Annotated in this window: 24 protein-coding genes; 9 read left to right on the top strand and 15 right to left on the bottom strand. The window is 41.2% G+C overall.

Annotated elements, in window-relative coordinates; genetic code table 11:
• Positions 1–79: 79 nt before the first annotated feature.
• Both nusA and rimP read right to left on the bottom strand, forming a co-directional pair.
• Positions 80–1,315 carry a transcription termination factor NusA gene (gene nusA, locus J3P37_RS09170; RefSeq protein ID WP_256010808.1) on the bottom strand — a complete coding sequence of 412 codons (1,236 nt, stop codon included), beginning with the start codon at positions 1,313–1,315 and terminating at the stop codon, positions 80–82.
• A gap of 2 nt (positions 1,316–1,317) precedes the next feature.
• The gene (gene rimP / locus J3P37_RS09165; protein ID WP_256010807.1) at positions 1,318–1,779 is read right to left on the bottom strand and encodes a ribosome assembly cofactor RimP; all 462 of its coding nucleotides are present in this window, start codon (positions 1,777–1,779) and stop codon (positions 1,318–1,320) included.
• 184 nt (positions 1,780–1,963) lie between these two features.
• Here rimP and J3P37_RS09160 point away from each other — a divergent pair, with 184 nt between their 5' ends.
• Positions 1,964–2,302 (top strand): phage holin family protein, encoded by a 339-nt coding sequence (locus tag J3P37_RS09160; protein ID WP_256010806.1) that lies wholly within the window; start codon positions 1,964–1,966, stop codon positions 2,300–2,302.
• 23 nt (positions 2,303–2,325) lie between these two features.
• On the opposite strand, the gene J3P37_RS09155 is transcribed toward J3P37_RS09160, so the two are convergent.
• The 4 genes from J3P37_RS09155 to panC all read right to left on the bottom strand — a co-directional run bounded on the left by J3P37_RS09155 (position 2,326) and on the right by panC (position 6,313).
• Positions 2,326–4,452 (bottom strand): M1 family metallopeptidase, encoded by a 2,127-nt coding sequence (locus tag J3P37_RS09155; protein ID WP_256010805.1) that lies wholly within the window; start codon positions 4,450–4,452, stop codon positions 2,326–2,328.
• Positions 4,453–4,540: 88 nt separating this feature from the next.
• The gene (gene rfaE2 / locus J3P37_RS09150) at positions 4,541–5,032 is read right to left on the bottom strand and encodes a D-glycero-beta-D-manno-heptose 1-phosphate adenylyltransferase (RefSeq protein WP_256010804.1); all 492 of its coding nucleotides are present in this window, start codon (positions 5,030–5,032) and stop codon (positions 4,541–4,543) included.
• A gap of 2 nt (positions 5,033–5,034) precedes the next feature.
• Entirely contained in the window at positions 5,035–5,385 is a 351-nt protein-coding gene (panD, locus tag J3P37_RS09145) for an aspartate 1-decarboxylase (protein WP_256010803.1), read from the bottom strand.
• Between the two features lie 52 nt (positions 5,386–5,437).
• Positions 5,438–6,313, bottom strand: a complete 876-nt coding sequence (panC, locus tag J3P37_RS09140; protein ID WP_256010802.1) for a pantoate--beta-alanine ligase — start codon at positions 6,311–6,313, stop codon at positions 5,438–5,440.
• Between the two features lie 104 nt (positions 6,314–6,417).
• Between panC and J3P37_RS09135 the strand changes: the two genes are divergently transcribed.
• From J3P37_RS09135 to J3P37_RS09120, 4 genes are all read left to right on the top strand, one after another.
• A complete protein-coding gene (locus J3P37_RS09135) occupies positions 6,418–7,242 on the top strand; it encodes a glycogen/starch synthase (RefSeq protein ID WP_256010801.1) in 825 nt (274 codons plus the stop codon).
• Between the two features lie 352 nt (positions 7,243–7,594).
• Positions 7,595–9,010, top strand: coding sequence for a DUF4270 domain-containing protein (locus J3P37_RS09130; protein WP_256010800.1), 1,416 nt, complete (start codon positions 7,595–7,597; stop codon positions 9,008–9,010).
• Positions 9,011–9,058: 48 nt separating this feature from the next.
• Entirely contained in the window at positions 9,059–10,894 is a 1,836-nt protein-coding gene (gene glmS, locus J3P37_RS09125; protein WP_256010799.1) for a glutamine--fructose-6-phosphate transaminase (isomerizing), read from the top strand.
• A 179-nt stretch (positions 10,895–11,073) separates the two neighbouring features.
• Positions 11,074–12,009, top strand: coding sequence for a hydrogen peroxide-inducible genes activator (locus tag J3P37_RS09120; RefSeq protein WP_256010798.1), 936 nt, complete (start codon positions 11,074–11,076; stop codon positions 12,007–12,009).
• Positions 12,010–12,255: 246 nt separating this feature from the next.
• Here J3P37_RS09120 and J3P37_RS09115 read toward each other — a convergent pair whose 3' ends face one another.
• The 3 genes from J3P37_RS09115 to J3P37_RS09105 all read right to left on the bottom strand — a co-directional run bounded on the left by J3P37_RS09115 (position 12,256) and on the right by J3P37_RS09105 (position 13,782).
• Positions 12,256–12,864 (bottom strand): superoxide dismutase, encoded by a 609-nt coding sequence (locus tag J3P37_RS09115; RefSeq protein ID WP_256010797.1) that lies wholly within the window; start codon positions 12,862–12,864, stop codon positions 12,256–12,258.
• A gap of 82 nt (positions 12,865–12,946) precedes the next feature.
• Positions 12,947–13,423, bottom strand: coding sequence for a nucleoside deaminase (locus J3P37_RS09110; protein WP_256010796.1), 477 nt, complete (start codon positions 13,421–13,423; stop codon positions 12,947–12,949).
• A gap of 23 nt (positions 13,424–13,446) precedes the next feature.
• A complete protein-coding gene (locus tag J3P37_RS09105; RefSeq protein WP_256010795.1) occupies positions 13,447–13,782 on the bottom strand; it encodes a tRNA-binding protein in 336 nt (111 codons plus the stop codon).
• A gap of 103 nt (positions 13,783–13,885) precedes the next feature.
• Here J3P37_RS09105 and J3P37_RS09100 point away from each other — a divergent pair, with 103 nt between their 5' ends.
• Positions 13,886–15,073: a class I SAM-dependent rRNA methyltransferase gene (locus J3P37_RS09100; RefSeq protein ID WP_256010794.1), complete on the top strand. Its 1,188-nt coding sequence runs from the start codon at positions 13,886–13,888 to the stop codon at positions 15,071–15,073.
• 25 nt (positions 15,074–15,098) lie between these two features.
• Here J3P37_RS09100 and J3P37_RS09095 read toward each other — a convergent pair whose 3' ends face one another.
• The 4 genes from J3P37_RS09095 to J3P37_RS09080 form a co-directional block, all read right to left on the bottom strand.
• Positions 15,099–15,899 (bottom strand): TerC family protein, encoded by an 801-nt coding sequence (locus J3P37_RS09095; protein WP_256010793.1) that lies wholly within the window; start codon positions 15,897–15,899, stop codon positions 15,099–15,101.
• Positions 15,900–16,101: 202 nt separating this feature from the next.
• A complete protein-coding gene (locus tag J3P37_RS09090) occupies positions 16,102–16,641 on the bottom strand; it encodes an AAA family ATPase (protein ID WP_256010792.1) in 540 nt (179 codons plus the stop codon).
• The gene (gene pnuC, locus J3P37_RS09085; protein WP_256010791.1) at positions 16,617–17,237 is read right to left on the bottom strand and encodes a nicotinamide riboside transporter PnuC; all 621 of its coding nucleotides are present in this window, start codon (positions 17,235–17,237) and stop codon (positions 16,617–16,619) included. The genes J3P37_RS09090 and pnuC overlap by 25 nt, the downstream gene beginning before the upstream one ends.
• Before the next feature lie 93 nt (positions 17,238–17,330).
• Positions 17,331–17,852, bottom strand: coding sequence for a hypothetical protein (locus J3P37_RS09080; RefSeq protein ID WP_256010790.1), 522 nt, complete (start codon positions 17,850–17,852; stop codon positions 17,331–17,333).
• A 223-nt stretch (positions 17,853–18,075) separates the two neighbouring features.
• Here J3P37_RS09080 and carB point away from each other — a divergent pair, with 223 nt between their 5' ends.
• A complete protein-coding gene (carB, locus tag J3P37_RS09075) occupies positions 18,076–20,892 on the top strand; it encodes a carbamoyl-phosphate synthase large subunit (RefSeq protein ID WP_256010789.1) in 2,817 nt (938 codons plus the stop codon).
• A gap of 206 nt (positions 20,893–21,098) precedes the next feature.
• Here the strand turns inward: carB and J3P37_RS09070 are convergent, their stop codons facing one another.
• On the bottom strand, positions 21,099–21,887 hold the full coding sequence (locus J3P37_RS09070) for a gluconate 5-dehydrogenase (RefSeq protein ID WP_256010788.1): 789 nt from the start codon (positions 21,885–21,887) through the stop codon (positions 21,099–21,101).
• 191 nt (positions 21,888–22,078) lie between these two features.
• Here J3P37_RS09070 and kduD point away from each other — a divergent pair, with 191 nt between their 5' ends.
• Together kduD and kduI are read left to right on the top strand one after the other, a co-directional pair.
• Positions 22,079–22,849: a 2-dehydro-3-deoxy-D-gluconate 5-dehydrogenase KduD gene (gene kduD / locus J3P37_RS09065; RefSeq protein ID WP_256010787.1), complete on the top strand. Its 771-nt coding sequence runs from the start codon at positions 22,079–22,081 to the stop codon at positions 22,847–22,849.
• 22 nt (positions 22,850–22,871) lie between these two features.
• Complete coding sequence (gene kduI, locus J3P37_RS09060; protein WP_256010786.1) at positions 22,872–23,708, top strand: 5-dehydro-4-deoxy-D-glucuronate isomerase; 837 nt, start codon at positions 22,872–22,874, stop codon at positions 23,706–23,708.
• 121 nt (positions 23,709–23,829) lie between these two features.
• Here kduI and J3P37_RS09055 read toward each other — a convergent pair whose 3' ends face one another.
• Complete coding sequence (locus J3P37_RS09055; RefSeq protein ID WP_256010785.1) at positions 23,830–24,345, bottom strand: DUF4143 domain-containing protein; 516 nt, start codon at positions 24,343–24,345, stop codon at positions 23,830–23,832.
• Between the last annotated feature and the right edge of the window lie 23 nt (positions 24,346–24,368).

Below are 24,368 nucleotides of genomic sequence, written 5' to 3'. Positions count from 1 at the left end.
ACCTCTCGCTAATTTTTAAACAAAATTACGTTTTTTATCTCGTTTATTAATAGCGGAACCCAAATCAGTATTTTTTAACTTATTCAAATTCTGCTTTTAATATCCCCATCACTTCTCTAACAGTGCTTTCTTCCAAATCTGTGCGTCGTACCAGTTCATCAACTGATAATTCGAGGATGGAACGTGCTGTATCTAAACCGATACGTTTAAATTCATCAATAATCCAGCCATCGATTTCATCTGAAAATTCTTCCAGATCCACGTCTTCATCATTTTCATCAGATTCCCGGTATACATCTATTTCATAACCAGTTAATTTACCAGCAAGCTTGATGTTATGTCCGCCACGACCAATAGCGAGAGACACCTGGTCGGGTTTCAAATATACCGCAGCGCGTTTATCAACGTCGTCGAGTTTAATAGTAGTGATTTTAGCCGGACTTAAAGCTCGCTGAATATATAATGAGTTATTATTTGTGAAGTTTATCACATCAATATTCTCATTTTTCAACTCACGAACTATTCCGTGGATACGTGAGCCTTTCATTCCTACGCAGGCTCCTACCGGGTCGATTCTGTCATCGTAAGACTCAACGGCTACTTTGGCACGCTCACCCGGCTCACGAACTATTTTTTTAATCGTGATCAGACCATCAAAAATTTCAGGTACTTCCAGTTCAAACAAGCGCTGAAGGAATTCTGGTGCGGTACGTGAAATGATGATCTTCGGATTACTGTTCAGCATGTCAACCTTAAGGACAACCGCTCTTACTGAATCGCCTTTCTTAAAATAGTCGGCAGGAATTTGCTCAGTTTTAGGAAGAAGCAATTCATTCCCCTCATCGTCAAGTACTAGTGTTTCTTTTTTCCACACCTGGTAAACTTCACCGGTTACAATTTCCCCAACCCGATCTTTGTATTTTTTGAAGATCTCGTCCTTCTCAAGTTCAAGAACTTTTGAAACCAGTGTCTGACGGGCAGCGAGAATAGCACGGCGGCCGAAGCTTTCAAGGGTGATCTGTTCAATAAAGTCGTCGCCTACTTCGAGGTCCGGATCTATTTTATGAGCATCAGCCAATTCAATTTCCAGATCGTCGTCTTCTGAAAATCCGTCTTCCATTACAGTACGGGTACGCCAGATCTCAAGGTCTCCATTATCGGGGTTAACAATTACATCGCAATTTTCATCAGTACCGTATTTCTTACGAATCATACTACGGAATACTTCCTCCAATACACTAATTACAGTAGGGCGGTCAATGTTTTTAAAGTCTTTGAATTCCTGAAAGGAATCAATCAAATTAATACTGCTCATTCTTATTTAAATGAAATTAACACCTTTGTTTCTGTTATCTTATCAAAAGGAATCAGCGTTTCAGTAACTTCCGGCTTTTTTCCCTTTTCTTTTATTTTTTCTTCTATTGTAATTCCTTCATCGGTTACCATCACTAGCTTCCCTTCATGTTTTGAGTCGGATTGTTTCACGCTTACCGTCCGGCCGATATTCTTTTGATATTGTCTCTTTTCACTTAAGGGAGTATCCAGCCCTGGAGATGAAACTTCAAGATTATATGCCTGTTCGATAACATTTTCTTCTTCAAGGTGGAAACCTACATGACGGCTTATGGCTGCGCAGTCTCCAATCCCAATTCCCTGATCACCATCCATTAAAATAATTAATTTTCCATTAGGATGCATTTTGACATCCACCAGGAAAAGATCAGGGCGGTCAGCTATTTTCTGCTCTACTAGTTCGCGTACCTTCTGCTCAATATTCATAATTTACCTGCAAAAGAAAAGAGGGGACAAACGGTCCCCTCTTTTCAGATTGTTTGCAAATGTAGTAAAATTTTAAATAAGCAAGAAATTGATATACAAAAGGTTCTAATTTTTTTATAATACCAGAGACGTTGCCGACTACAAACTATATGCTGAAACTGAGGTTATAGTTAAAAAATAGCTTATGAGATTAATTATAGAAATATTACTAATGGGTGTCGCAGTGTCTGTGGCCGCCTTTCTTTTACCCGGTGTTGAAGTTAGTGGTTTTGGATCGGCGATATTAGCAGGGATCCTTATAGCTTTGGCCAATGCAACAATAGGAACAATACTTCGGCTGTTTACTTTTCCGATCAACTTTTTAACCCTCGGATTGATGTCGTTTATCATCACCGTACTGATGGTGCTGCTTGTTGACAGCCTGATGAGTGGCTTTAATACTGCTGGATTTCTGTCTGCTCTTCTTTTTGCCGTACTTCTTGCCCTGATAAAAATGGTTTTCGGTTCGCTGTCTAAAGATTAAGGTACTTATAAATCCCGGGCCGCTTATGATTTGTTCTTTTGAGTGTTTGCCAATGCATTCCGGACACTTGGGGCTTTATCGGAAGCGGCTTTCAAAAAGATATCGTTATTGTCTCTGCTGCTGAATGTCTTGCTTAAGGCAGTAATTGCAGCGGCCCTCACATATGAACGCTCATCCGTTATAGCCAGAGATTTAATTGTGGGGTAGACAATATCTTTTTCCTGCTCATTCAAACGGCTTGTTGCGTTAACTGCAAGCAATCTGATTTGCCAGCTTTTATCTCCGAGAGCGGAAATACATACTTCGCGGGCAGTCTTGTCTAAAGGCAGTCTGGCAAGTGCTTGAAACGCTTCCAGGCGATCCATGAACAAGGGTGCTTTTTGATATTGGAAAGCATATTCCTGAGCCGATTTCTTCTCCCTTTTTTCTGCAAGCACATATTTTTCAGCATCGACGTTCACAAGTTCTGGCTGTTGAGCCACATCGAAAGTAAAGGATTGACTTTGTTTATTGACCACAATGTTCTTGCGTTCCACCTTAGCAGATGTATAAATGTCGATGCTTAGTGGAATGGTATACAGCGGTATTTTGCTTAGATCCTGTAACTGCTTAATTATAATCGTTGATTTTCTCGAAAAGGAATCGTAAGTATTTTCAATTTGGAGCACTGGATGGCCGGCTGCTAAAAACCATTGATTAAAAAACCAGTTTAAGTCTTGTCCGGTGACTTCCTCGAAAGCTATTCGAAGGTCATGTATTTCGGCAGTTTTATAAGAGTGTTTTTTAAGGTAATGAGTGAGTGATTTGAAGAAGGCTTCGTCTCCGACAGTCTTCCGTAACATATGTAATATGCGGCCGCCTTTCTGATAGCTTACCTGATCAAACATATGCTCGCTATCCGCATAATCAAATCGAATCACATTCTGTGTAAACTTCTCACTGTTAAAATATGCCTGTGTATCTTTCCATCCATAAAGATCTGCGAAATCCCTTCCGTATTTATATTCATTCCATAAGTATTCTCCATATGTAGCAAAAGATTCATTCAAGGGAAGGTTTGCCCAGGATTCTGTAGTAACCAGATCTCCAAACCAATGATGGAACAACTCGTGAGAGATAATATCTTCGTAATTTTCATCCAGGTAGGATGAGTCTGTCATGTTCATCCTTTCAAAAAACACCGTGGCGGTGGTGTTTTCCATTGCACCATCATTAAAGTCACGAACTACTATTTGCGAATACTTTTCCCAGGGATATTTCACATCTAATTTTTTGGAGAAAAACTCCAGCATTTCAGGGGTTTTGCCAAATATTAGTTTTGCATAACGGGCATATCCGGGTTCCATATAGTAATTAACCTCTTTGTCGTCCCATTTATCTTTGATTACAGAAAAATAACCTCCAGCCACCATTGTTAAATATGTAGAATGGGGTTGCTCCTGTCGCCAGAAGTCAGTTCTGGTGCCGTCTTCATTATCTGAAGAAAAGTCAAGTGCGCCATTCGACAGCGTTACCATTTTTTTCGGAACAGTTATACTGATTTCCTGCGTCATTTTTTCCTGGGGCCCATCGATGGTGGGAAACCAGGTCGAATTGCATTCCGGCTCACCCTGCGTCCAGAACTGTTGGGGTTTGTTTGGTTCTGTTGCGGTAGGATTGATAAAATAGATGCCGCGGTTGCCGGGCGATGAGATATCTTCTCCCACTTTTAGCCTGGCGGGCATGGCCACATAATCTATAAAAAGGGTAAATTTCTGATCATTTGTGTAGGTCTTCCCCAGGTCTATCAGGAGATGTTTACCATCGTACTTGTAGTTAAGTGAATCCAGGTTATCGTCTTTGCTTATTAGCGCCACCTTATTGATCCGAAAGCCCTGTGCATTCAGACTTACTTGGTTTAGGGGATAAAAATACGGTCTGGCTTCAATCCAGGCTTTCCCTATCACAAAAGAACTGTCCCAGTCTAGTTTTAACTCTAGCTTGGTGTGAAGAATGTCGGTCAGATGTGGATAACTGCCACGGTAAATATTACTGCCAGGAGTATTGGCCTTTACTGTGACTGGATCGAGCACAATTTTCTGAGTGGAGCATGCAGAGAAAAGAAAGGCGGCGAACCCTGCTAAACAGGCTCTAAATATTTTTGTCATCATAATAATTAGTCCTTCTCAAAGGAGCTGAATCCTAGGATAAGAATTAAATTGATTTAATGTATAATCACCAATAAGAGCTATTGAATGATTAGCTATTTCGAATTTTCTTCTCGATAGCCGTGGTAGAATAACCCTCAAGGTAAGTAATGGTTTTAACTTCGCCGCCATTTGCAAGAACAAAATCAGCACCTACAATCTGGTCGATTGAATAATCAGCACCTTTAACTAGTATATCCGGTTTTATACTGGTTATAAGATTTAAAGGAGTAGGCTCATCAAATAACACCACAGCATCCACGAAAAAAAATGATGCCAGGATCTGCGAGCGGGATCTTTCATCAGTAATAGGACGATTTGGACCTTTCAATGCTGATGTGGATTTATCTGTATTCAGGCCGATTACAAGCTTGTTGCCCATGTCTGCAGCTTTTGCAAGATAATCTATATGTCCTGGGTGCAAAAGGTCGAAGCAGCCGTTGGTGAAAACTATTTTTTGATCTTTGAGTCGCCAGATATTTAAAAGCTTTTGTAAATTACTTATAGAGAGAATTTTGTTTTCAATAACTTGTAATTTACTCATACCTATTTTATAAGAAGATTGTTGTCGTCAGGAAAAACCAAAACCGGCGTATATTTTTTCGCCTCCTCCATAGGAAGCGACCCATACGACATTATAATGATTATATCGCCAACCTGTGCAAGACGTGCACAGGACCCATTCAGGCATATAACACCCGAACCCCTTTCTCCCTTGATTACATACGTCTCGAATCTTGCTCCGTTATTGTTATTAACAATTTGGACCTTTTCGTTTGGAATGATGTTGGCAGCTTCGATTAAGTCTTCATCAATAGTGATACTACCCACATAATTCAATTCAGCCTGTGTAACCTTTACCCGGTGTATCTTAGACTTCAAAACCTGAATAATCATATCGCAAAATTAGCAAAACTTTAATTAGAAGCTTCAAATGTGAAACTAGAGATTACTTAATTATGATATTGTCTATCAGGCGGGTTTTTCCAACTTTTGCAGCTACAAGAGCAACCAGGCTTGTGCTTGTGTCCTTAGCCGGTAGCAGCGTCTCAGTATCACAAATTTCGAAATATTCAAGGTCTACTCCATCACTATTAGTGAGATACTCTTCAGCCAGGGCTTTCAGATCATTGAGTGTTTTAAAAGGGGCGTTCTCTCTGGTGATTTGTAAGGTATGCGACAGTGCAAGGGCCTGAATTCTTTCTGTGCCTGAAAGGTGAATGTTTCGCGAACTCATGGCTAACCCGTCGCTTTCCCGAAGTATTGGGCAGGTAACAATTTCAACCGGCATTTTGTAGATCTCTATCATTTTGCTGATCACCTTTACCTGTTGAAAATCTTTCTGTCCAAAAAAAGCTTTATCTGGCAATACTACATCAAAAAGTTTTTTGACGATTTGTGTAACGCCCTGGTAATGGCCCGGTCTGAATTTGCCTTCAAGGATTGTCTCAATATAGCCAAGGTCAATATGCCAGGTTTCTGTTCCAGCATACATTTCGCCGGTGGAAGGAAGAAAGAGTATATCGCAATTCGCTTCCCGTAGTTTAATGGTGTCGGCTTCAATCGGTCGGGGGTACAGTTCGAGATCTTTAGGATCGTTAAATTGGGTGGGATTTACAAAAATGCTGCAAACAACAATATCAGTAAGTTTTTTGGCGATCTCTATAAGGGACAGGTGGCCCATGTGAAGAGCTCCCATTGTAGGAACAAAGCCGATGCTTTTTCCCTGACCTTTCAGGTTATCCAGATGCCCGGATAATTCCTGTTTCGATGTAAAGATTTTCAATATGTGGTCTATTCCTAATTCAGGGGCAAAGGTGTACATTAAAGAAAAAATATCAAAGTCATTTGCATAATTCGTTGATAATTCATAAGATAATGATTACATTTGCAGTCCTAAACTGTATTTGGTAAATTTTTTTATTGGAGATGGCAAAAACGAAGCTACTGTTTATTACCCACGAGATGTCGCCTTTCCTCGAGTTAACAAAAATTTCTGAAATAACCCGGCAGCTTCCACAAGCGATGCAGGATAAAGGATTTGAAATCCGTATTCTGATGCCGCGTTTCGGTAACATTAATGAACGTCGTAATCGACTCCATGAAGTTATCCGTCTTTCAGGAATGAACATCATTATTGATGAAAATGATAACCCGCTGATCATTAAAGTCGCATCAATACCTTCAGCTCGTATGCAGGTATATTTCCTTGATAACGAAGAATACTTTCAGCGAAAGCATGTTTTCAAAGACAATAGTAACAAATTCTTTGCAGATAATGATGAGCGTACAATTTTCTTCTGTAAAGGAGCTCTGGAAACGGTTAAGAAATTAGGATGGTCTCCGGAAGTGGTTCATTGCCATGGAAGGATGAGTGCTTTAGTTCCGGTTTATCTGAAAACTACCTATAAAGACGATCCGACTTTCAAAAATGCAAAGATTGTGTATTCAGTTTATAATGATGATTTATCTGAAGCACTCCCTGTTGACTTTACCCGAAAAGCGATTATGAATGGCATGACGGCAGAGCACACAGAAGCATTTAAGGATGGTGGAACTGATGCTTTACATATCGGAGCGATCACTTATTCTGATGCGGTTGTCTATGGTGATGCGGAAGTGAGCGACGAAGTTCTGAAGTTTGTAAAAGACAGTCAGAAGCCAACATTAGAGTATGAGGGCACTTCAGATTATGAAAACTATTACAATCTTTACGAAGAGATCTCAAATGAAGATCTTGTAACTTTAGCGTAGAGATATTGGATATAAGAAAAAGGGGAAGATCTATTAAATCTTCCCCTTTTTTTATTCCCTTTATTTCATTCAGAAGTTGGTAATTCGAGAACCTTTAACATCATTTAACAGGAAGGGATTCTCTGATTTACAAAATTCTTCGCGAGATTTACATTTTTAAGAGAGCTTTGAGCTGTCCCTGACTAATATTATATTTTTGTATGGCTCTCAGGTTAACTGCAGCTAATGGATAATACGACCTTGTTCGGGTACGTTATTTATTTTGGAACACTTTAGGCGTGTAGATAAAAATTTGAAAACTAATTTTATATATCTTAGCGGCTGTATTAAAGAGATAGAGAAAACACAATCAATGAAATATTTTAAAAGAGATTTATTCTTCCTATGTATAAATCTTATCATTTTTAGCAGCTGCCAGAAATCCGACCTCGTCGGTTTAGGCGTTGATCCGGATAACCTCATTAAAAGCGATTTAGAAGTTACAAGTGTAAATGCATTTACTGAAAAGGAAGACAGTCTTATTACGACTGGAAGTTCTCGGCATGCATTCGGATACTTGGTTGATCCGGTTTTTGGAACTACACAGGCTAGCATAGCGCTTGGTTTATCATTGCCTTCAGATGGGTTTTCATTTGGAACCAGTCCCGAACTCGATTCAGCAGTTCTGGTCCTAAAGTATGGAAACGAGTTTTATGGCGACTCTACCAAGGCGTCCACATTTCCAATAGAAGTTCATCAATTGACTGAACGTTATAACTCTTCTGCCAGTTATTATAATACAAAGAACTGGGCATATAACAATAGTGTTATAAGTAAGAACCTGGTCGTATCACATTTTCCATGGCGGGATTCATCTCGTTCGGTTTTTCAGATCATTGATGGTATTCAGGATACTGCCGTAAAAGTGCTTCCTCAATTAAGGATCCCGCTTGATGAAACTTTTATCAGGGATAAAATTATGAACGCATCTGCGGCAAACCTGGCCTCAAATACAGCTTTTTCGAATTATTTCAAGGGTCTTTATGTAACGGTCAAACCAGTAGCTGCTACCAATCCTGGCGGCCTTATATTCTTTGATCTTCAAACAACAGATGTTAGCAGATTGGAAATCTACTATAGAAATGTTAAGGACGATAATTCGAAAGATACCAATATGGTTGCCTTTGGTTTTAGCAACACAACGGCTTCTTCAAAAATAGTTCATACTTTTTCTACAGACATTGAACAGCAGCTGGATAATCCCGGCAGCGGTTCTGAAGTCGTTTATTCGGAGGCATTAGGAGGCCTAAGAACAAGGCTTCATTTTCCTGATGATGAACTTAATAAGATCAAGGCGTTTGGCGAAATTGCTGTGAATAAGGCTGAGCTTATTGTTACAGAAGTTTTACCTCAGGGAAGCGGAACGGTCCTGGCACCCGCTGCACGTCTGGCCCTGTACAGAACAGATATTGCAGGTGTAAGAAAACCTGTACCTGATAACGCCATAGGTATGGACGCAAGGTATCTTCCGGAGATTTTATTCGGAGGCTTTTATAACAAAGATACCAGGAAGTATAGTTTTATTATTACGTCGTACATTCAGGATCTTCTAAGTGGCAGGCTTAAACAGTATGATACTTATCTTGCTCCAATAGCACGAGGCCTGACTGGAAGTTCAAACATTTCACCATCTGCTATTACCGCCGGCAGAACGGTTTTAGCGGGAAGTACAAATTCAAACCCTGATTACAGGATGAAATTAAAGGTCTATTACACCAGACCCGACTAAAAAAGAGTAGTTAGAATTTTTTAAAAGATTTAATATTTACGTTTACATATGTGTGGAATAGTAGGCTATATCGGGCATCGTAATGCCTGGGACGTTATTATAAAAGGACTTCACCGTTTGGAATACCGGGGTTATGATAGTGCAGGTGTAGCTTTAATGAATGGAGATATCAAAACTTACAAAAAAGCCGGCAAAGTAAGTGATCTCGAAAACTTTGCGCACGATCTTGATAAATCTGGCAGTGTAGGTATGGGGCATACCCGTTGGGCAACCCATGGAGCTCCTTCTGATAGAAATTCACATCCACATTATTCGGGCGATGGAAGACTATCCATCATACATAATGGAATTATTGAAAACTATGCTGTTTTAAAGGAGGCCCTTCAATTAAAAGGGCATGAATTTAGAAGCGATACCGATACCGAGGTTTTAATTCACCTGATCGAAGAGATCCAGAATTCTGACGGGCTTGAATTATTTGAAGCAGTAAGGGTAGCCCTGCATGAGGTAGTAGGTGCATACGCTATCGTAGTTATGAGTAACGAAGATCCTGATGTTCTGATAGCAGCCCGCAAAGGAAGCCCGATGGTGATAGGGGTTGGACAGGACGAATACTTTATTGCGTCTGATGCATCACCTATTGTTGAATATACAAAAAATGTAATATACCTAAAGGATAACCAAATTGCTTATATAAAGCGAGATGAGCTGGTTATAAAAAGTACTGATAACCGGATCCAAACTCCTTACATTCAGGAGCTGGAACTAAAATTGGAAATGCTCGAGAAGGGTGGTTTCGATCACTTTATGCTCAAGGAAATCTATGAGCAACCGCGTTCCATCAAAGATTGTATGCGCGGCAGGATCTATCCAAATGAAGGTAAAATTCAGTTGGGTGGATTAAATGAATATACTGAGAAGCTGAAAAATGTTGACCGGATTATCATTATCGCCTGTGGTACTTCCTGGCATGCCGGTTTAGTTGCAGAGTATCTTATTGAAGAATACGGACGCGTTCCCGTTGAAGTTGAATACGCATCAGAATTCAGATACAGAAACCCTATTATCTCTGAAAAGGATATTGTTATAGCCATATCTCAGTCGGGCGAAACCGCAGATACTATGGCTGCAATTGAGATGGCAAAGGAAAAGGGTGCAACCATTTTTGGTGTTTGTAATGTGGTTGGGTCGTCAATTCCGAGAATCACGCATGCTGGAGTCTACACTCATGCCGGTCCGGAGATCGGGGTAGCTTCTACAAAAGCATTTACTGCTCAGGTTACCGTACTTACTTTGATAGCTTTCTTTATTGCTGAAAAGCGGGGAACGATCAAACAAAGCGAACTTGTTCATTTGCTTACTGAGCTTGAGGATGTTCCCGGACTTGTAGAGAAGTGTCTCGAAGCTAACGATCATATCGTGCAAATCGCTGAAGAGCTGAAAGATTCAAGGAACTGCTTGTTCTTAGGTCGGGGAACAGGCTTTCCGGTAGCTCTTGAGGGAGCGCTTAAGTTGAAGGAGATCTCTTACATTCACGCGGAAGGATACCCTGCTGCAGAAATGAAGCATGGTCCTATTGCCTTGATAGACGAAGATATGCCTGTAGTGGTAATAGCCACTAAAAATTCATCATACGAAAAAGTAATAAGTAACATCCAGGAGGTTAAGGCCAGAAAAGGAACGGTAATAGCGATTGTAACGGAAGGAGATAAAGACGTTACAAAAATGGCTGATTACACGATAGAAATTCCGAATGCAAATGAAGCGTTTTTACCTTTGCTTGCTACTGTTCCGCTGCAGTTGCTTTCTTATCATATAGCTGTAATGAGGGGTTGTAATGTCGACCAGCCAAGAAATCTCGCCAAGTCGGTAACGGTGGAGTAAGTAAAACAGATATTAATCGAAAGGCAGGTTTAAAGAACCTGCCTTTTTTGTAAATGGCTGTCTTCTTTTCTCAATTAACCCCGTCAAAAAACCGATTAACTACTGTTTGCTTTTTGTCACCTGTTTATGAAGCTATATATAATATCGGTATTGTTTACCTTTGAATAGATTCGGTTTATATGACACTTGTTCAACTAGAATATATCGTTGCTGTGGATACGTACAGGAGTTTTGTAACGGCTGCAGAAAAATGTTTTGTTACCCAGCCAACCTTAAGCATGCAGATTCAGAAGCTTGAGGATACTCTCGGAGTAAAGCTTTTCGACCGAAGCAAACAGCCCGTGATACCTACGGATATTGGACAGCAAGTAATCGAACAGGCTAGGGTAGTATTAGCTGAAAGCTCTAAGTTACAGGAAGTGATTGCCCAACATAAAAATGAACTGGCAGGCGAGTTAAAAATTGGCGTTATTCCTACTATTGCTCCTTACCTTTTACCAAAAGTGATAATGAGTTTTACCACCAGGTTTCCGAAAGTTCATTTGCAGATCTGGGAATACACCACTGAACAGATCATTAACAACTTAAAGGTTGGACTATTGGACTGCGGAATATTATCAACACCCCTTGAAGATAAAAGTCTTCAGGAAATTCCTTTGTTCTACGAAGACTTCGTTGTGTATACCTCTCCGTCCAGTAAGCTGGTGGATAAAAAAACTATTTCTGCGGAAGACATAGAAATTGAAGAAACCTGGCTGTTAAACGAAGGACATTGTATGAGGAATCAGGTGTTGAACATTTGCAAAAAGAAAGGCTCAGGTTCAGTGAAGTCTTTTGAATATAACACAGGCAGTGTGGAGACGCTCAAAAGGATGGTAGATCTGAATGCGGGTATAACTATTCTTCCCGAACTAAGCCTCGCAGATCTGACAGACGAGCAGATGAGCAAGGTAAGGCACTTTAAAGCACCTGTACCTGCGCGTGAAATCAGTTTAGTCACCCATAGAAACTTTTTAAAGCGCGGACTTATCACTTCGCTGAAAAAGGAGATCATGGACATCGTCCCCGAGGAGATGCTAAGCAACTCAAGGAAAACTTTGATGGATACGTTCTAGCGTCTAAAGACAGCTCGGAATAGCCAGATGATCAAAACGATCACAGCTATTACAATGAAAATTCCGGCATAAACTCCGGTTTTGAAAATGTCTCCTATAAGTTCGCAGCTAGATAACAACATGGTTGTCATAAGTGCTATAGAATAAAATATGCTTTTTGTCATAGATTTAAAATAAAAAAGTAGTGTATTTCTTATAATACACTACTTTCAGACAAAAAGTTTTTTTCTTAAGACTACTTTAAGATTACTTTGCTTGGGCGTAACGTTCAGCAACAGCATCCCAATTTACTGCATTCCAAAAAGCAGCAATATAATCAGGACGACGGTTTTGATAATTTAAGTAATACGCATGCTCCCAAACGTCAAGGCCTAAGATTGGAGTGCCTTTAACCTCAGCAACATCCATTAGTGGGTTATCCTGATTCGGAGTCGAAGAAACCTGCAATTTGCCATCGGCAGCAACACTTAACCAAGCCCAACCAGAACCGAATCTAGTCGCTCCAGCATCACTGAATTTCTTTTTGAAGTCTTCAAAGGAACCGAATGCTTCATTGATTGCCTCAGCTAGTTCGCCTGTAGGTTGTCCGCCCGCGTTTGGTCCTAATACCGTCCAGAACAAAGAGTGGTTATAATGACCGCCACCATTATTTCTAACAGCAGGAGCATACTTTGAAACTTCGGCTAGAAGTTCTTCTAATCCTTTGCTTTCAGCTTCAGTACCTGCAATAGCATTGTTAAGATTAGTAACGTATGCATTGTGGTGTTTTCCATGATGGATTTCCATTGTAGCCTTGTCGATATGCGGTTCAAGAGCATCTGTAGCGTATGGTAACGCTGGTAATTCAAAAGCCATAATTTATAGTATTAAGTTAATAAGGTAAAATATTCTAGTGTACAAAGATAACTTATGCTTAAAAAGATTGTTCAGCAATATGTCAGCTTTTATTTCTTTTTCTCGCAAAGAAATCTTTGATCAAAGATGCACATTCATTTTCTTTAATCCCACTTACAATTTCTGTTTTAGGATGCGTAATGCGTTGATTGATCCGTCGGAAACCGAGTTTAACATCATGGGCCCCGTAAACAATACGGCTTATTTGAGTCCAGTAGGATGCTCCTGCACACATTATGCAGGGTTCGATTGTGACATATAATGTGCAGTCACGAAGATATTTCCCTCCAAGAAAATCAGCGGCTGCAGTAAATGCCTGCATCTCGGCATGAGCAGTTACATCGTTCAGTCGCTCTGTCAGATTATGCCCCCGGCCAATGATCTTTCCATTACAAACGATCACCGCTCCGATTGGCACCTCGTCCTGTTCCAATGCCAGATGTGCTTCCTTTAAAGCCTCATTCATGAAAAAATCGTCTGGTGCCATTTGTGGCTCATCGGTAAAGCTTATATATCTCATATATCCTATTCAATTTTGCCGACTTAAATAAGCCTGGCCCCGTTCGGAACGGTCCTTTCAACCGAAGCCAGCACTATCTCGCCGTTTTCGTCGGCAAAGCCTGTGACAAGGAACTCAGACATGAATTTTCCAATTTGTTTTTTGGGGAAATTTAGAACTCCTACCACCTGGCGGCCTATTAGATCTTCTTTGGTATAATGTTTAGTGATCTGAGCACTGCTCCATTTGATTCCAAGATCACCAAAATCAACTTTCACCTTATAAGCAGGCTTTCTTGCTTCGGGGAATTCGAGTACGTCCAATATGGTTCCTGCACAGATTTCAATTTTTTCAAATTCAGTCCAGCTAATCTCTTCCATGGCTCAAATTTAAAGGATTAATTCGATTTTTAATTCCTATATCACGTGTAAGGCATCCGAGCTTAACTTCCAAAACCCCCATGGGAATTGTACCTTTGATGCTATGCCTGAAGTACGTTTAAAAAAAGGAAAAGAGAAAGCCGTTCGCCAGTTACACCCATGGATCTTTTCAGGAGCAATTGACTCAACAAAAGGAAAACCCCAAAATGGGGACTTGATCACTGTTATTGACAGCTCAGGCGAGTTTCTGGCTTATGGAATTTATAACAGCCTGTCGAGGGTAGCGGTTAGGGTTCTCGAATGGAATAGAGAAGTTGAAATCAACGATGAATGGTGGAGAAACCGCATTCGGCAGTCTATAAACGCGAGAAAAGCCCTTCTGGAATCACCGCATACTAATGCCTGCAGGTTGGTTTTCAGTGAGGCTGATTTTTTGCCCGGACTGATAGTTGATCGCTATGCAGATTACCTTTCCCTGCAGATATTAACATCGGGTATAGAGAAGGTCAAGGGGCTTATTTTGGAAGAATTACAGAATCAGCTAAACCCGAAAGGAATCTTTGATAGAAGTGATGCTTCTGCACGTGCTCATGAAGGCCTGGAACCATCTCATGGCATCCTCTTTGGCGAGGCTCCTCCTGAATTCGTTGAGGTGATTGAGAATGGGATTAAGTACCATATTAATATCTCAGAAGGACAAAAGTCGGGATTCTTTTGCGATCAGCGTGATAACAGGCGCATTGTGGCTGAGCATGCCGCAGGTAAGCGCGTGTTGGATTGTTTTTCGTATTCAGGGGGATTCTCCTTGAATGCCCTTAACTTGGGAGCTGCTGAAGTAACCAGTGTGGACAGTTCTGCGTTGGCTGTAGATACCCTAAAGCAGAATATAAATCTAAATGGCTTCGCTAATCTCCCTCATACAGCTATACAGTCTGATGTCAATAAACAATTAAGAGCTTTTCGCGAAAGCGGAGAAAAGTTTGATATTATTATTCTCGACCCTCCCAAGTACGCCCCGTCCCGGTCGACACTAGATAAGGCATCAAGGGCCTATAAAGACCTGAATCGAATAGGGATGCTTCTGCTTAATAGTGGAGGGTTACTGGCTACGTTTTCTTGCTCAGGGGCTGTTGATATTGCCCATTTCAAGCAGATCCTTGCATGGGCCGCTTTAGACGCCGGAAAGGAAATTCAATTTATATACCAGTTCTGCCAGCCTGAAGATCATCCGGTAAGGGCATCTTTCCCTGAGGGCGAGTATCTGAAAGGCTTGTTGTGCCGCGTGTGCTGAGAAATCGAATGTGCAGTTTAGATCGTTAAAGGTGCTTTCCGGACACCTCCTCATCTTTCAACGGTTCCTCAGGGGAATTTTTCAAGTGCACCGGTTTTGAAGCGCTGGCTTTCATTTTAAGGTTTAGCATTTCTACCAGTACAGAGAATGCCATTGCAAAATAGATGTACCCTTTCGGGATGTGTTGTTCAAAAGATTCAGCTAAGAGCGATACACCAATCAGTAATAGAAATGAAAGGGCCAGCATCTTTACGGTAGGATGCTTGTTTACAAATGTACTGATTCCACTAGCAGATACCATCATTACGCCAACTGCAATCACCACAGCCGCAACCATTACTCCAATATTATCGGCCATCCCTACAGCGGTAATAACAGAATCAAGGGAAAAAACGATATCCAGTATTAGTATTTGAGTGATTACACCTGCAAAAGAATGAACCTTACGGTCTACCTGCGTATGGTCTTCCCCTTCAAGCTTTTCATGGATTTCAATGGTGCTTTTATATATTAGGAATAAACCTCCAATCAGCAGGATTAGGTCGCGACCGGATATCGCAAGTTTTTCACTGTCTATGCCAATCCAGTTGCCTGCGTTGAACAAAGGTTCGGTTAGAGTCATGATCCAGGTCAATGAAAGCAGTAGTAGTACCCGTGTACCCATGGCAAGCATTAATCCAAGCTGACGCGCTTTTTTCTGCTGTTCTTGTGGGAGTTTTCCTGAAAGGATAGAAATGAAAATAATATTATCAATCCCTAATACTATTTCTAATACAGTTAACGTGATGAGGGAGATCCATATCTCCGGATTTGAAAGGAATTCCATTGTGTGTTTTTATGTGACTAAGTTATAACAAGTTTTAAAACAAAAAACCCTCCGTTTACCGGAAGGTTTTGATCATTAATTTAAAAAGAACGTATGTATGCTTTATTGATAAAAGCCTTTTGTTATAAATCCTCTCTCCCTTAAATCCTGGCAGCCGAGATTATGTTGTGCAAATATATCTCAAATCATACTTAAGCAGATGTTAATTTTTGTTAAGATATTGATTAACTGTGTAGATGGCATTCTGAAGCCTTTGCTCGTCTGAGCCTGAAATAACGGTATAATTAGCATTCAGAGCTTGAAGTTCTTTATGCCAGATATTCATAAAGTATTCCCTTAAATGAGGGAAGTCTCTCAAAGGGTCGTCCTGCCAGGGAAGATCGATGTCCATTAAAAGGTATAGATCATATGGGTGCTTAGGTAGTTCATCAAGTACTTCCTGTGGAGCCTTTCCGAAAGTGTAATCGCTCCATATTTTAACAGTAATGAAGGTAGTATCGCAGATCAGAATTCTATTAGCATCAGGTAGCAATTGTTTTTCGAGCGCTATCTGTCCCTGAAACATATTTATCTCATCCTGCCAGGTGCAGGGCTCTGTCAGGCGCTCACAGTATCCCCTGGCAAACTCGGGCACCCATATCGTGCGGTAGTGTGCAGCCAGTTGTTCCGAAATGGTTGATTTACCTGTCGACTCGGGTCCTACCACCGCAATTTTTTTTATATCGTTGAAGCCGCTTTCCATGTTTTTTTCCAGTCGATATAACCAATAGTTGCCAAAACTACCAGAACCACATAGAGTACAGCAGTCGAAGCCAGGCCTTTGAATAAAAGAAGGGGTACATAACAGATATCCACAATGATCCAAAGCACCCAGTTTTGAAGCACCTTTCTCGTCATCAAAAATTGCGCAACAAAACTCATAGCTGTGCAGAACCCATCAACGTAAGGAACATCGGTATTTGTGAAGTGGTCAAGAAACAGGCTTAAGATTGTAGTGAGTAATGAAATAGCCATGATCACTATTCCCCATTCTCTTAATGATAAGCTAACAATAGGTTTGTCATGATGTTGTTTCCGTTTGATCCAGTAGTACCAGCCATACACAGCCGTGAAAACAAAATAAAGTTGTAGGACAGAATCGCCATATAACTTGAACTGATAATACACTATAGCATACACCGAAGCACTTATAATCGAAACCGGCCAGTTGAGGATATGTTCTTTGGCAGCAAGATAGATACAGATGAAAGCAGTACTAACTCCAATCCATTCTAAAGTACTGGTTTGCTGAAATTGAGTTAGTACCTCGTTGAAAAACCCGGCTTGTATAAAAGTCATCCGTGCAAATGTAGTCAACCGCTAATAAAAAAACCTTTCTGAAATATCAGAAAGGTTCATTAACCAAACAATTAGTATATAGAGAAATTAGAATTATTGGGCCGTAGCAGGGACCGATGAAAAACCTAAGCTTGCTTTGAGGCTTACATCAGTGGTAAGTTTATTCCTCAGAACATATTCCATTCGTATTCTCGCAGCATTGCTTTTGATAATGTCATCAACGAAACGCGAATTATCTATGTCCAGCACAAGGTTATTGCCTACCGAAGAACCAATATCGGTTCTGGAGGCTACGAGAATTTCTCCCGAACCATCACTCCGCGATAGATAAAGCTTAACAGAACTAAAGGCTCCTATGTTTTGATTTGCGGGATTACTTGCACTGAGTTTCGCGGAAGCAATTCTTACTTCCTTCACCTGTGCGTTGGTATTACTGCCGAAAAGTTGATCCATACTGCTAGCAGGACTGACTGCAGAGTGTGTATTCCCGGTGCTGGTAGATGCAGGGACGATTAGAGTTGCTGTATAAGGCAAGCTGGACCGTACAATGGATTGTAAGGTGCTGCACCCAACAAGGGCTGCAACAGCAATAAATCCAATTATTATCTTTTTCATGTGTGTGCCTGATTTGTTCCACAACAACGTATTATGCCATAAAAAGTTTTTAATCTTGTAGAAGATTAATCTAAACGCATAATTTCCAAATCATAATTCGTAGAAAGCTATTTTTTCTTACCTTTGCATCCCGACAATCAAGTCGGGATTTTTTATATAAAAAGACTTTCCTTCTTGATTTTCAGGTCATCCGACTTTAGAACTTTAAAAATATTTAACCCTAATGCCAAAGGATACTTCCATTAAATCCGTCCTGATCATTGGTTCAGGACCAATCATTATCGGTCAGGCTTGCGAATTCGACTATGCTGGTTCACAAGCAGCTTTGTCATTAAAAGACGAAGGAATTGAAGTTTCTATCATCAATTCAAATCCAGCCACCATCATGACCGACAAGGTTATTGGTGATCATGTTTATCTTCTTCCGCTAACATGCGAGAGTATTGAGCAGATTTTACAGGAGCGCCATATTGATGCGGTGTTACCAACCATGGGTGGCCAAACAGCTCTAAACCTCTGTAAAGAGGCAGAAGAACGCGGGATCTGGGTGAAATATGGTGTGCGTGTAGTCGGAGTTGACGTGGCGGCCATAGAAAAAACCGAGAATCGCGAAGAATTCCGCCAGTTGATGGTGGACATAGGCGTTGGTGTTGCGCCGTCGAAGATCGCTAACTCTTTCCTTGAAGGTAAAGAAGCTGCTCAAGAAATAGGTTTTCCATTAGTGATTCGTCCATCCTATACCTTAGGTGGTTCAGGAGGAGGTTTCGTTCATAAAAAAGAAGAGTTCGATGCAGCTCTAAGCCGTGGTTTACAAGCTTCGCCCACTCATGAGGTTCTGGTTGAGAAGGCTGTATTGGGTTGGAAAGAATATGAGCTAGAGTTGCTTCGTGATAACAAAGACAATGTAATTATCATTTGTTCTATTGAGAACTTTGACCCAATGGGTATCCATACAGGGGATTCCATCACTGTGGCTCCTGCGATGACCCTAAGTGATCGTTGTTACCAGGATATGCGTAATCAGGCGATCAAGATGATGCGTGCTATCGGTAATTTTGCCGGAGGATGTAACGTGCAATTCTCTGTAGACCCTGTTACTGAAGCCATTATTGCCATCGAGATCAACCCACGGGTGTCGCGTTCATCAGCATTGGCATCTAAAGCAACAGGTTACCCAATTGCTAAAATTGCAGCCAAGCTTGCTATCGGTTATAACCTTGATGAGGTTGAAAATCAGATCACGAAAACAACATCAGCATACTTTGAGCCAACGCTGGATTATGTTATTGTAAAAGTTCCACGCTGGAACTTTGATAAGTTCAAAGGTGCAAATAAGGAGCTAGGCTTGCAGATGAAGTCTGTAGGTGAGGTAATGGCCATAGGCCGGACCTTTATCGAGGCCTTGCAGAAAGCTACTCAGAGTCTTGAAATCGGACGCTCTGGTTTGGGTGCTGACGGCAGACAAAGCCGTAACCTGGACGAGATCATGGAAGGTTTGGAGCATCCAAGCTGGAACCGCTTATTCCTGATTAAAGATGCCATGAGTCTTGGTGTACCAATGGAGTCTATCCGGAAGGTAACTAAGATCGACAAATGGTTCCTTGTACAGATTCAGGAACTGGTGCTTCTTGAACAAGAGCTGAAACGCTATTCACTAAATAATATTCCTAAAGACTTCTTTTATACATTAAAGCAAAAAGGTTTTTCTGATGTTCAGATTGCCTGGCTGCTTGGCAACGTTACAGAAGATGAGGTTTATGACCGCAGAAAAGAACTGGGAATACGCCGTGTATACAAAATGGTGGATACCTGTGCTGCGGAATTCCAGGCACAAACCCCTTATTACTACTCAACTTTCGAAGATGAGAATGAGTCTGTGTCTTCCGATAAAAAGAAAATCATAGTATTAGGTTCAGGTCCTAACCGTATTGGACAAGGAATTGAATTCGATTATTCTTGCGTTCATGGCCTACTGGCTGCTAAAGAGGTTGGATACGAATCAATCATGGTTAATTGTAACCCTGAGACGGTATCGACCGACTTCAATATGGCTGACAAACTATACTTTGAACCGGTATTTTGGGAACATGTTCGCGAGATCATTGATTTTGAGAAACCGGAAGGCGTAATTGTTCAGCTTGGTGGGCAAACTGCATTAAAGATGGCAGAGAAGCTTCATGAGAAAGGTATCAAAATTATCGGTACCTCGTACGACAATATGGATATTGCCGAAGATCGCGGTCGCTTCTCAGATTTGTTGAAGGAACTGGATATACCTTACCCTCGTTATGGTGTTGCTGTTGATGCTGAAGAGGCTTTAGTAGTGGCAAAGGAAGTAGGTTATCCTGTATTGGTCCGCCCTAGCTATGTATTAGGCGGACAAGGGATGAGCATTGTTATTAACGATGCAGAACTGGAAAACGCAGTTGTTAAACTGTTAGGAGATCTTCCAGGAAACAGGGTATTGATCGATCATTTCCTTGATCGTGCTGAAGAGGCCGAGTCTGATGCTATTTGCGACGGAGAAGATGTTCACATCGTCGGTTTAATGGAGCACATCGAGCCGGCGGGTATCCACTCCGGAGACTCAAGCGCTGTGTTGCCTCCGTTCAACTTGTCGGATAATGTGATCCGCCAGATGGAAGATTACACGGTGAAACTAGCCAAAGCTCTTAATGTACGAGGCTTGTTAAATATCCAGTTTGCTATAAAAGATGAAAAGGTTTACGTGATTGAGGCAAATCCACGAGCTTCACGAACAGTTCCTTTCATAGCCAAGGCATACGATGTACCCTATATCAATATCGCCGCTAAAGTAATGCTAGGTGCAAACAAGCTTAAGGATTTCACCATCGAAAGAAAATTGATTGGTTATGCAATTAAGGAGCCTGTATTTTCTTTTGACAAGTTTCCTGAAGTAGAAAAGGAACTGGGGCCTGAGATGAAATCGACAGGCGAGGCCATCCGTTTCATTAAGGACCTTCACGATCCTTACTTCGTTAAGTTATACAAAGAAAAGTCAATGTACTTATCAAAATAAAAGCAAAGGGCGATTGAGAGATCGCCCTTTTTCTTTTGACAGCTTTTGATACCGCCTTGCTAGCGCACGCTCAATGTCGTTTTTTAAGCTTTTGTCTGTCCTTAAGTTCCGAAGGAGAGCCCTTCGGAACTCTCCGGACAGTATGGGATTTTTTAGGGCATGTTGTGCAACGGCCACATGCCGCGTGTGCTTTAAAGTTGTTCTATTTATTCATTGGCTGCTTTTCCTAAAGTTGCCAGTATACCTCCATCAACATATAAAATATGTCCACTTACAAAATCAGACGCTTTCGACGATAAAAATATAGTAGCTCCCTGCAGGTCCCCAGGCTCTCCCCATCTTTCTGCCGGTGTGCGGCTAATGATGAAATCATTAAATGGATGCCCGTCAACTCGTATAGGGGCTGTTTGTGTGGTTGCAAAATAGCCCGGTCCAATGCCATTTACCTGTATATTGAACTTTGCCCATTCAGTTGCCAGGTTTTTAGTGAACATCTTCAACCCTCCCTTTGCAGCGGCATATGCACTAACGGTTTCCCTTCCAACTTCACTCATCATAGAGCAGATGTTTATGATTTTCCCTGCTTTCCGCTCAATCATATATTTTCCAACCTGTTTTGACATGATGAAAGGTCCTGTTAAGTCGATTCTGATCACCTGCTCCCAATCGCTAACCTCCATATCCACCACTGGGATCCGCTTTATTATTCCCGCGTTATTCACCAGGATATCTATTGGCCCGATCTCTTTTTCAATTATTTCCACTGTTTCTGAAACCATAAATTCGTCCGTTACATCAAATACATAACCGGTTGCTTTAATTCCATTCCTGGCATATTCTTCAATGGCCGAATCCAGTTTATCCCCGGAAATATCGTTAATTATTATCTGTGCTCCGGCGTTTGCCAGGCCTGTTGCCATAGACATACCTAAGCCGTGCGTTGCCCCCGTTATAAGAGCTCTTTTTCCTGTTAAATCAAAAAGTGAAAGTGACATAGCGATATAGTTATTTGTTCAGAAAGGCAATGTAGATAGTGTCTTTCGAAAAAAACATGACGCTCGTCATCACTTGTTTTTTATTTAAAACTTTCTGATCATAAAATATTTATCCCGGAAATAACTGTGGCAGGCTTCCAAATCTTAAGCATAAACGTTAATTTGCGCCGCATTTTACATTAGCATACGTTATGGGTACACAATCTTTATTTAGTCTGGAAGGGAAAGTTGCGCTTGTCACGGGCTGCAACCGCGGTATAGGCAAAGCTATGGCAGAAGCTCTTGCCGAGGCTGGTGCAGATATTATCGGAGTTTCTTCCTCCATCGCTTTAAGCGGAAGTGAGATAGAAAAAGAAATTACTTCCAGAGGAAGGAAGTTTAAAGCTTATCAGTGTGATTTCGGTAACCGGGATTCTGTAAAAAGCTTTTTAGAAAAGGTTTTGTCTGAAAACGAACGGATTGACATCTTGGTAAATAACGCAGGGACGATCTTGCGTCAACCTGCAGCTGAACATTCTGATGAGTACTGGTACAAGGTTATTGATATAAACCTTAACAGCCAGTTTATCATTACGAGAGAAATTGGGTCCAGAATGATTCAGCAAGGCTCGGGTAAAGTCATATTCACGGCATCCCTTTTAACTTTCCAGGGAGGAATTAATGTTCCCGGTTACGCGGCTAGTAAAGGCGCAGTAGGAAGCCTGGTTAAAGCTTTTGCAAACGAGTGGGCATCAAAAGGCGTAAATGTGAATGCAATAGCTCCAGGATATATCTCGACCGACAATACAGAGGCTTTACGTGCAGATGAGGAACGCAGTAAGTCAATATTGGGAAGAATACCTGCAAGTCGTTGGGGCGAGCCTGAGGACTTCAAAGGACCAATCGTGTTCCTGGCTTCCAAGGCTTCTGACTATATTCATGGGACCATCCTTACTGTTGATGGCGGCTGGATGGGTAGATAAGTAAAATACAAAAAACAAAATTATGAAAATGAATCAGCGTTATGCTCAAGGTCCTAAGGAAGTTGCAGCATTAAATACTGCAGAGCTTCGTGAGAATTTTCTTATTGAAGATTTGATGCAGCCAGATCAGTTCAATTTTACATATTCACATTACGACCGGGCAGTTATAGGCAGTGTGATGCCTGTGAACCAGGTGCTTGAACTTCCGGTATACGAAAACCTGCGTGCAGACTATTTCCTCGAAAGGCGCGAAATCGGCATGATCAATGTAGGCGGAGATGCAGAAGTATCGGTTGACGGAACAGTTTATGCGGTTTCTAAACTTGATGCCGTTTATGCTGGAAAAGGTTCAAAATCAGTAACATTTAAAAGTGTCTCGGCTGAGAATCCGGCTAAGTTTTACCTATACTCTGTGCCTGCACACCACACTTACCCGCATCGTTTGATGAAAAAAGAAGATGCCTCCCCTTTAGATATTGGTAGTAAAGAAACTGCAAACGAGCGGACTGTTTATAAATATATCCACTTAGAAGGTATTCAGAGCTGTCAATTGGTGATGGGTCTTACCATTCTGAAACCCGGCAGCGTTTGGAACACTATGCCTTCGCATGTTCACGACCGCCGGATGGAGTCATATTTCTATTTTGACGTACCTGATGGACAGGTAGTTTTCCATATGATGGGTCAGCCACAGGAAACACGTCACCTGGTTGTTCAGAACCACCAGGCTATCATCTCTCCGCCATGGTCAATCCATTCAGGCGGCGGAACTTCAAACTACGGATTTATCTGGGCAATGGCAGGTGAAAACCTGGTTTATACCGATATGGATACATTCCCAATTAATGAATTAAGATAACAACATTCAATATGTAATACAAAAGCCTCTTCATGTTTACTAGAAGAGGCTTTTGTATGTCAGTATAATCCTGCTAGCGCGTGCCGCGTGTGCTTAAACGGACTTTTTTATGTCAGTAGAATCACCCAAGCAGTAAAAAGTCTTCAATGTTGTCAGGAGTAATCACTGATGTTTTAGAAACCTTGTAGTTTTCCGTAAAAGTCTGCGGAAACTTCACGTTACCTTTCTTGTGCCATTTAAATTCATAAGCAGACAAGCTTTCCCCATCATCTTCAATCAGATCAATCTCCTGTTGCTGCGTTGTACGCCAAAAGTACTGATCAATATCAATAGAATGGTAACGGAGGGATTTCATCCGCTCGGATATTACATAATTTTCCCACAAAGCGCCCACATCGGTTCTGGAGTTCAAAGGCTTGAAGTTATTAATGATAGCATTACGGATTCCGCAATCATAGAAGTACACTTTCTTACCCTTTTTAATTTCGTTCCTGACATTTCGGCTAAAAGCCGGCAAACGAAATGCTACATATGCCTTTTCTAACAGATCTATGTATTTATCCACTGTTTTTGCGTCGCTGCTTATTGTTTGTGAAATCTCATGATAGCTAATCTCAGAGCCCAGTTGTAATGCCAACGCTTTGAGTAGCTTTTCCAGGA

It is taken from the genome of Desertivirga xinjiangensis, assembly GCF_024436435.1.
GTDB classification, from domain to species: domain Bacteria; phylum Bacteroidota; class Bacteroidia; order Sphingobacteriales; family Sphingobacteriaceae; genus Desertivirga; species Desertivirga xinjiangensis.
This window is presented reverse-complemented; position numbering and strand designations above follow the sequence as displayed.

Coding starts and splice junctions, on each gene's coding strand:
- nusA (WP_256010808.1), bottom strand. CDS start 1,315: ATGAGCAGTATTAATTTGATTGATTCCTTTCAGGAATTCAAAGACTTT.
- rimP (WP_256010807.1), bottom strand. CDS start 1,779: ATGAATATTGAGCAGAAGGTACGCGAACTAGTAGAGCAGAAAATAGCT.
- J3P37_RS09160 (WP_256010806.1), top strand. CDS start 1,964: ATGAGATTAATTATAGAAATATTACTAATGGGTGTCGCAGTGTCTGTG.
- J3P37_RS09155 (WP_256010805.1), bottom strand. CDS start 4,452: ATGATGACAAAAATATTTAGAGCCTGTTTAGCAGGGTTCGCCGCCTTT.
- rfaE2 (WP_256010804.1), bottom strand. CDS start 5,032: ATGAGTAAATTACAAGTTATTGAAAACAAAATTCTCTCTATAAGTAAT.
- panD (WP_256010803.1), bottom strand. CDS start 5,385: ATGATTATTCAGGTTTTGAAGTCTAAGATACACCGGGTAAAGGTTACA.
- panC (WP_256010802.1), bottom strand. CDS start 6,313: ATGTACACCTTTGCCCCTGAATTAGGAATAGACCACATATTGAAAATC.
- J3P37_RS09135 (WP_256010801.1), top strand. CDS start 6,418: ATGGCAAAAACGAAGCTACTGTTTATTACCCACGAGATGTCGCCTTTC.
- J3P37_RS09130 (WP_256010800.1), top strand. CDS start 7,595: ATGAAATATTTTAAAAGAGATTTATTCTTCCTATGTATAAATCTTATC.
- glmS (WP_256010799.1), top strand. CDS start 9,059: ATGTGTGGAATAGTAGGCTATATCGGGCATCGTAATGCCTGGGACGTT.
- J3P37_RS09120 (WP_256010798.1), top strand. CDS start 11,074: ATGACACTTGTTCAACTAGAATATATCGTTGCTGTGGATACGTACAGG.
- J3P37_RS09115 (WP_256010797.1), bottom strand. CDS start 12,864: ATGGCTTTTGAATTACCAGCGTTACCATACGCTACAGATGCTCTTGAA.
- J3P37_RS09110 (WP_256010796.1), bottom strand. CDS start 13,423: ATGAGATATATAAGCTTTACCGATGAGCCACAAATGGCACCAGACGAT.
- J3P37_RS09105 (WP_256010795.1), bottom strand. CDS start 13,782: ATGGAAGAGATTAGCTGGACTGAATTTGAAAAAATTGAAATCTGTGCA.
- J3P37_RS09100 (WP_256010794.1), top strand. CDS start 13,886: ATGCCTGAAGTACGTTTAAAAAAAGGAAAAGAGAAAGCCGTTCGCCAG.
- J3P37_RS09095 (WP_256010793.1), bottom strand. CDS start 15,899: ATGGAATTCCTTTCAAATCCGGAGATATGGATCTCCCTCATCACGTTA.
- J3P37_RS09090 (WP_256010792.1), bottom strand. CDS start 16,641: ATGGAAAGCGGCTTCAACGATATAAAAAAAATTGCGGTGGTAGGACCC.
- pnuC (WP_256010791.1), bottom strand. CDS start 17,237: ATGACTTTTATACAAGCCGGGTTTTTCAACGAGGTACTAACTCAATTT.
- J3P37_RS09080 (WP_256010790.1), bottom strand. CDS start 17,852: ATGAAAAAGATAATAATTGGATTTATTGCTGTTGCAGCCCTTGTTGGG.
- carB (WP_256010789.1), top strand. CDS start 18,076: ATGCCAAAGGATACTTCCATTAAATCCGTCCTGATCATTGGTTCAGGA.
- J3P37_RS09070 (WP_256010788.1), bottom strand. CDS start 21,887: ATGTCACTTTCACTTTTTGATTTAACAGGAAAAAGAGCTCTTATAACG.
- kduD (WP_256010787.1), top strand. CDS start 22,079: ATGGGTACACAATCTTTATTTAGTCTGGAAGGGAAAGTTGCGCTTGTC.
- kduI (WP_256010786.1), top strand. CDS start 22,872: ATGAAAATGAATCAGCGTTATGCTCAAGGTCCTAAGGAAGTTGCAGCA.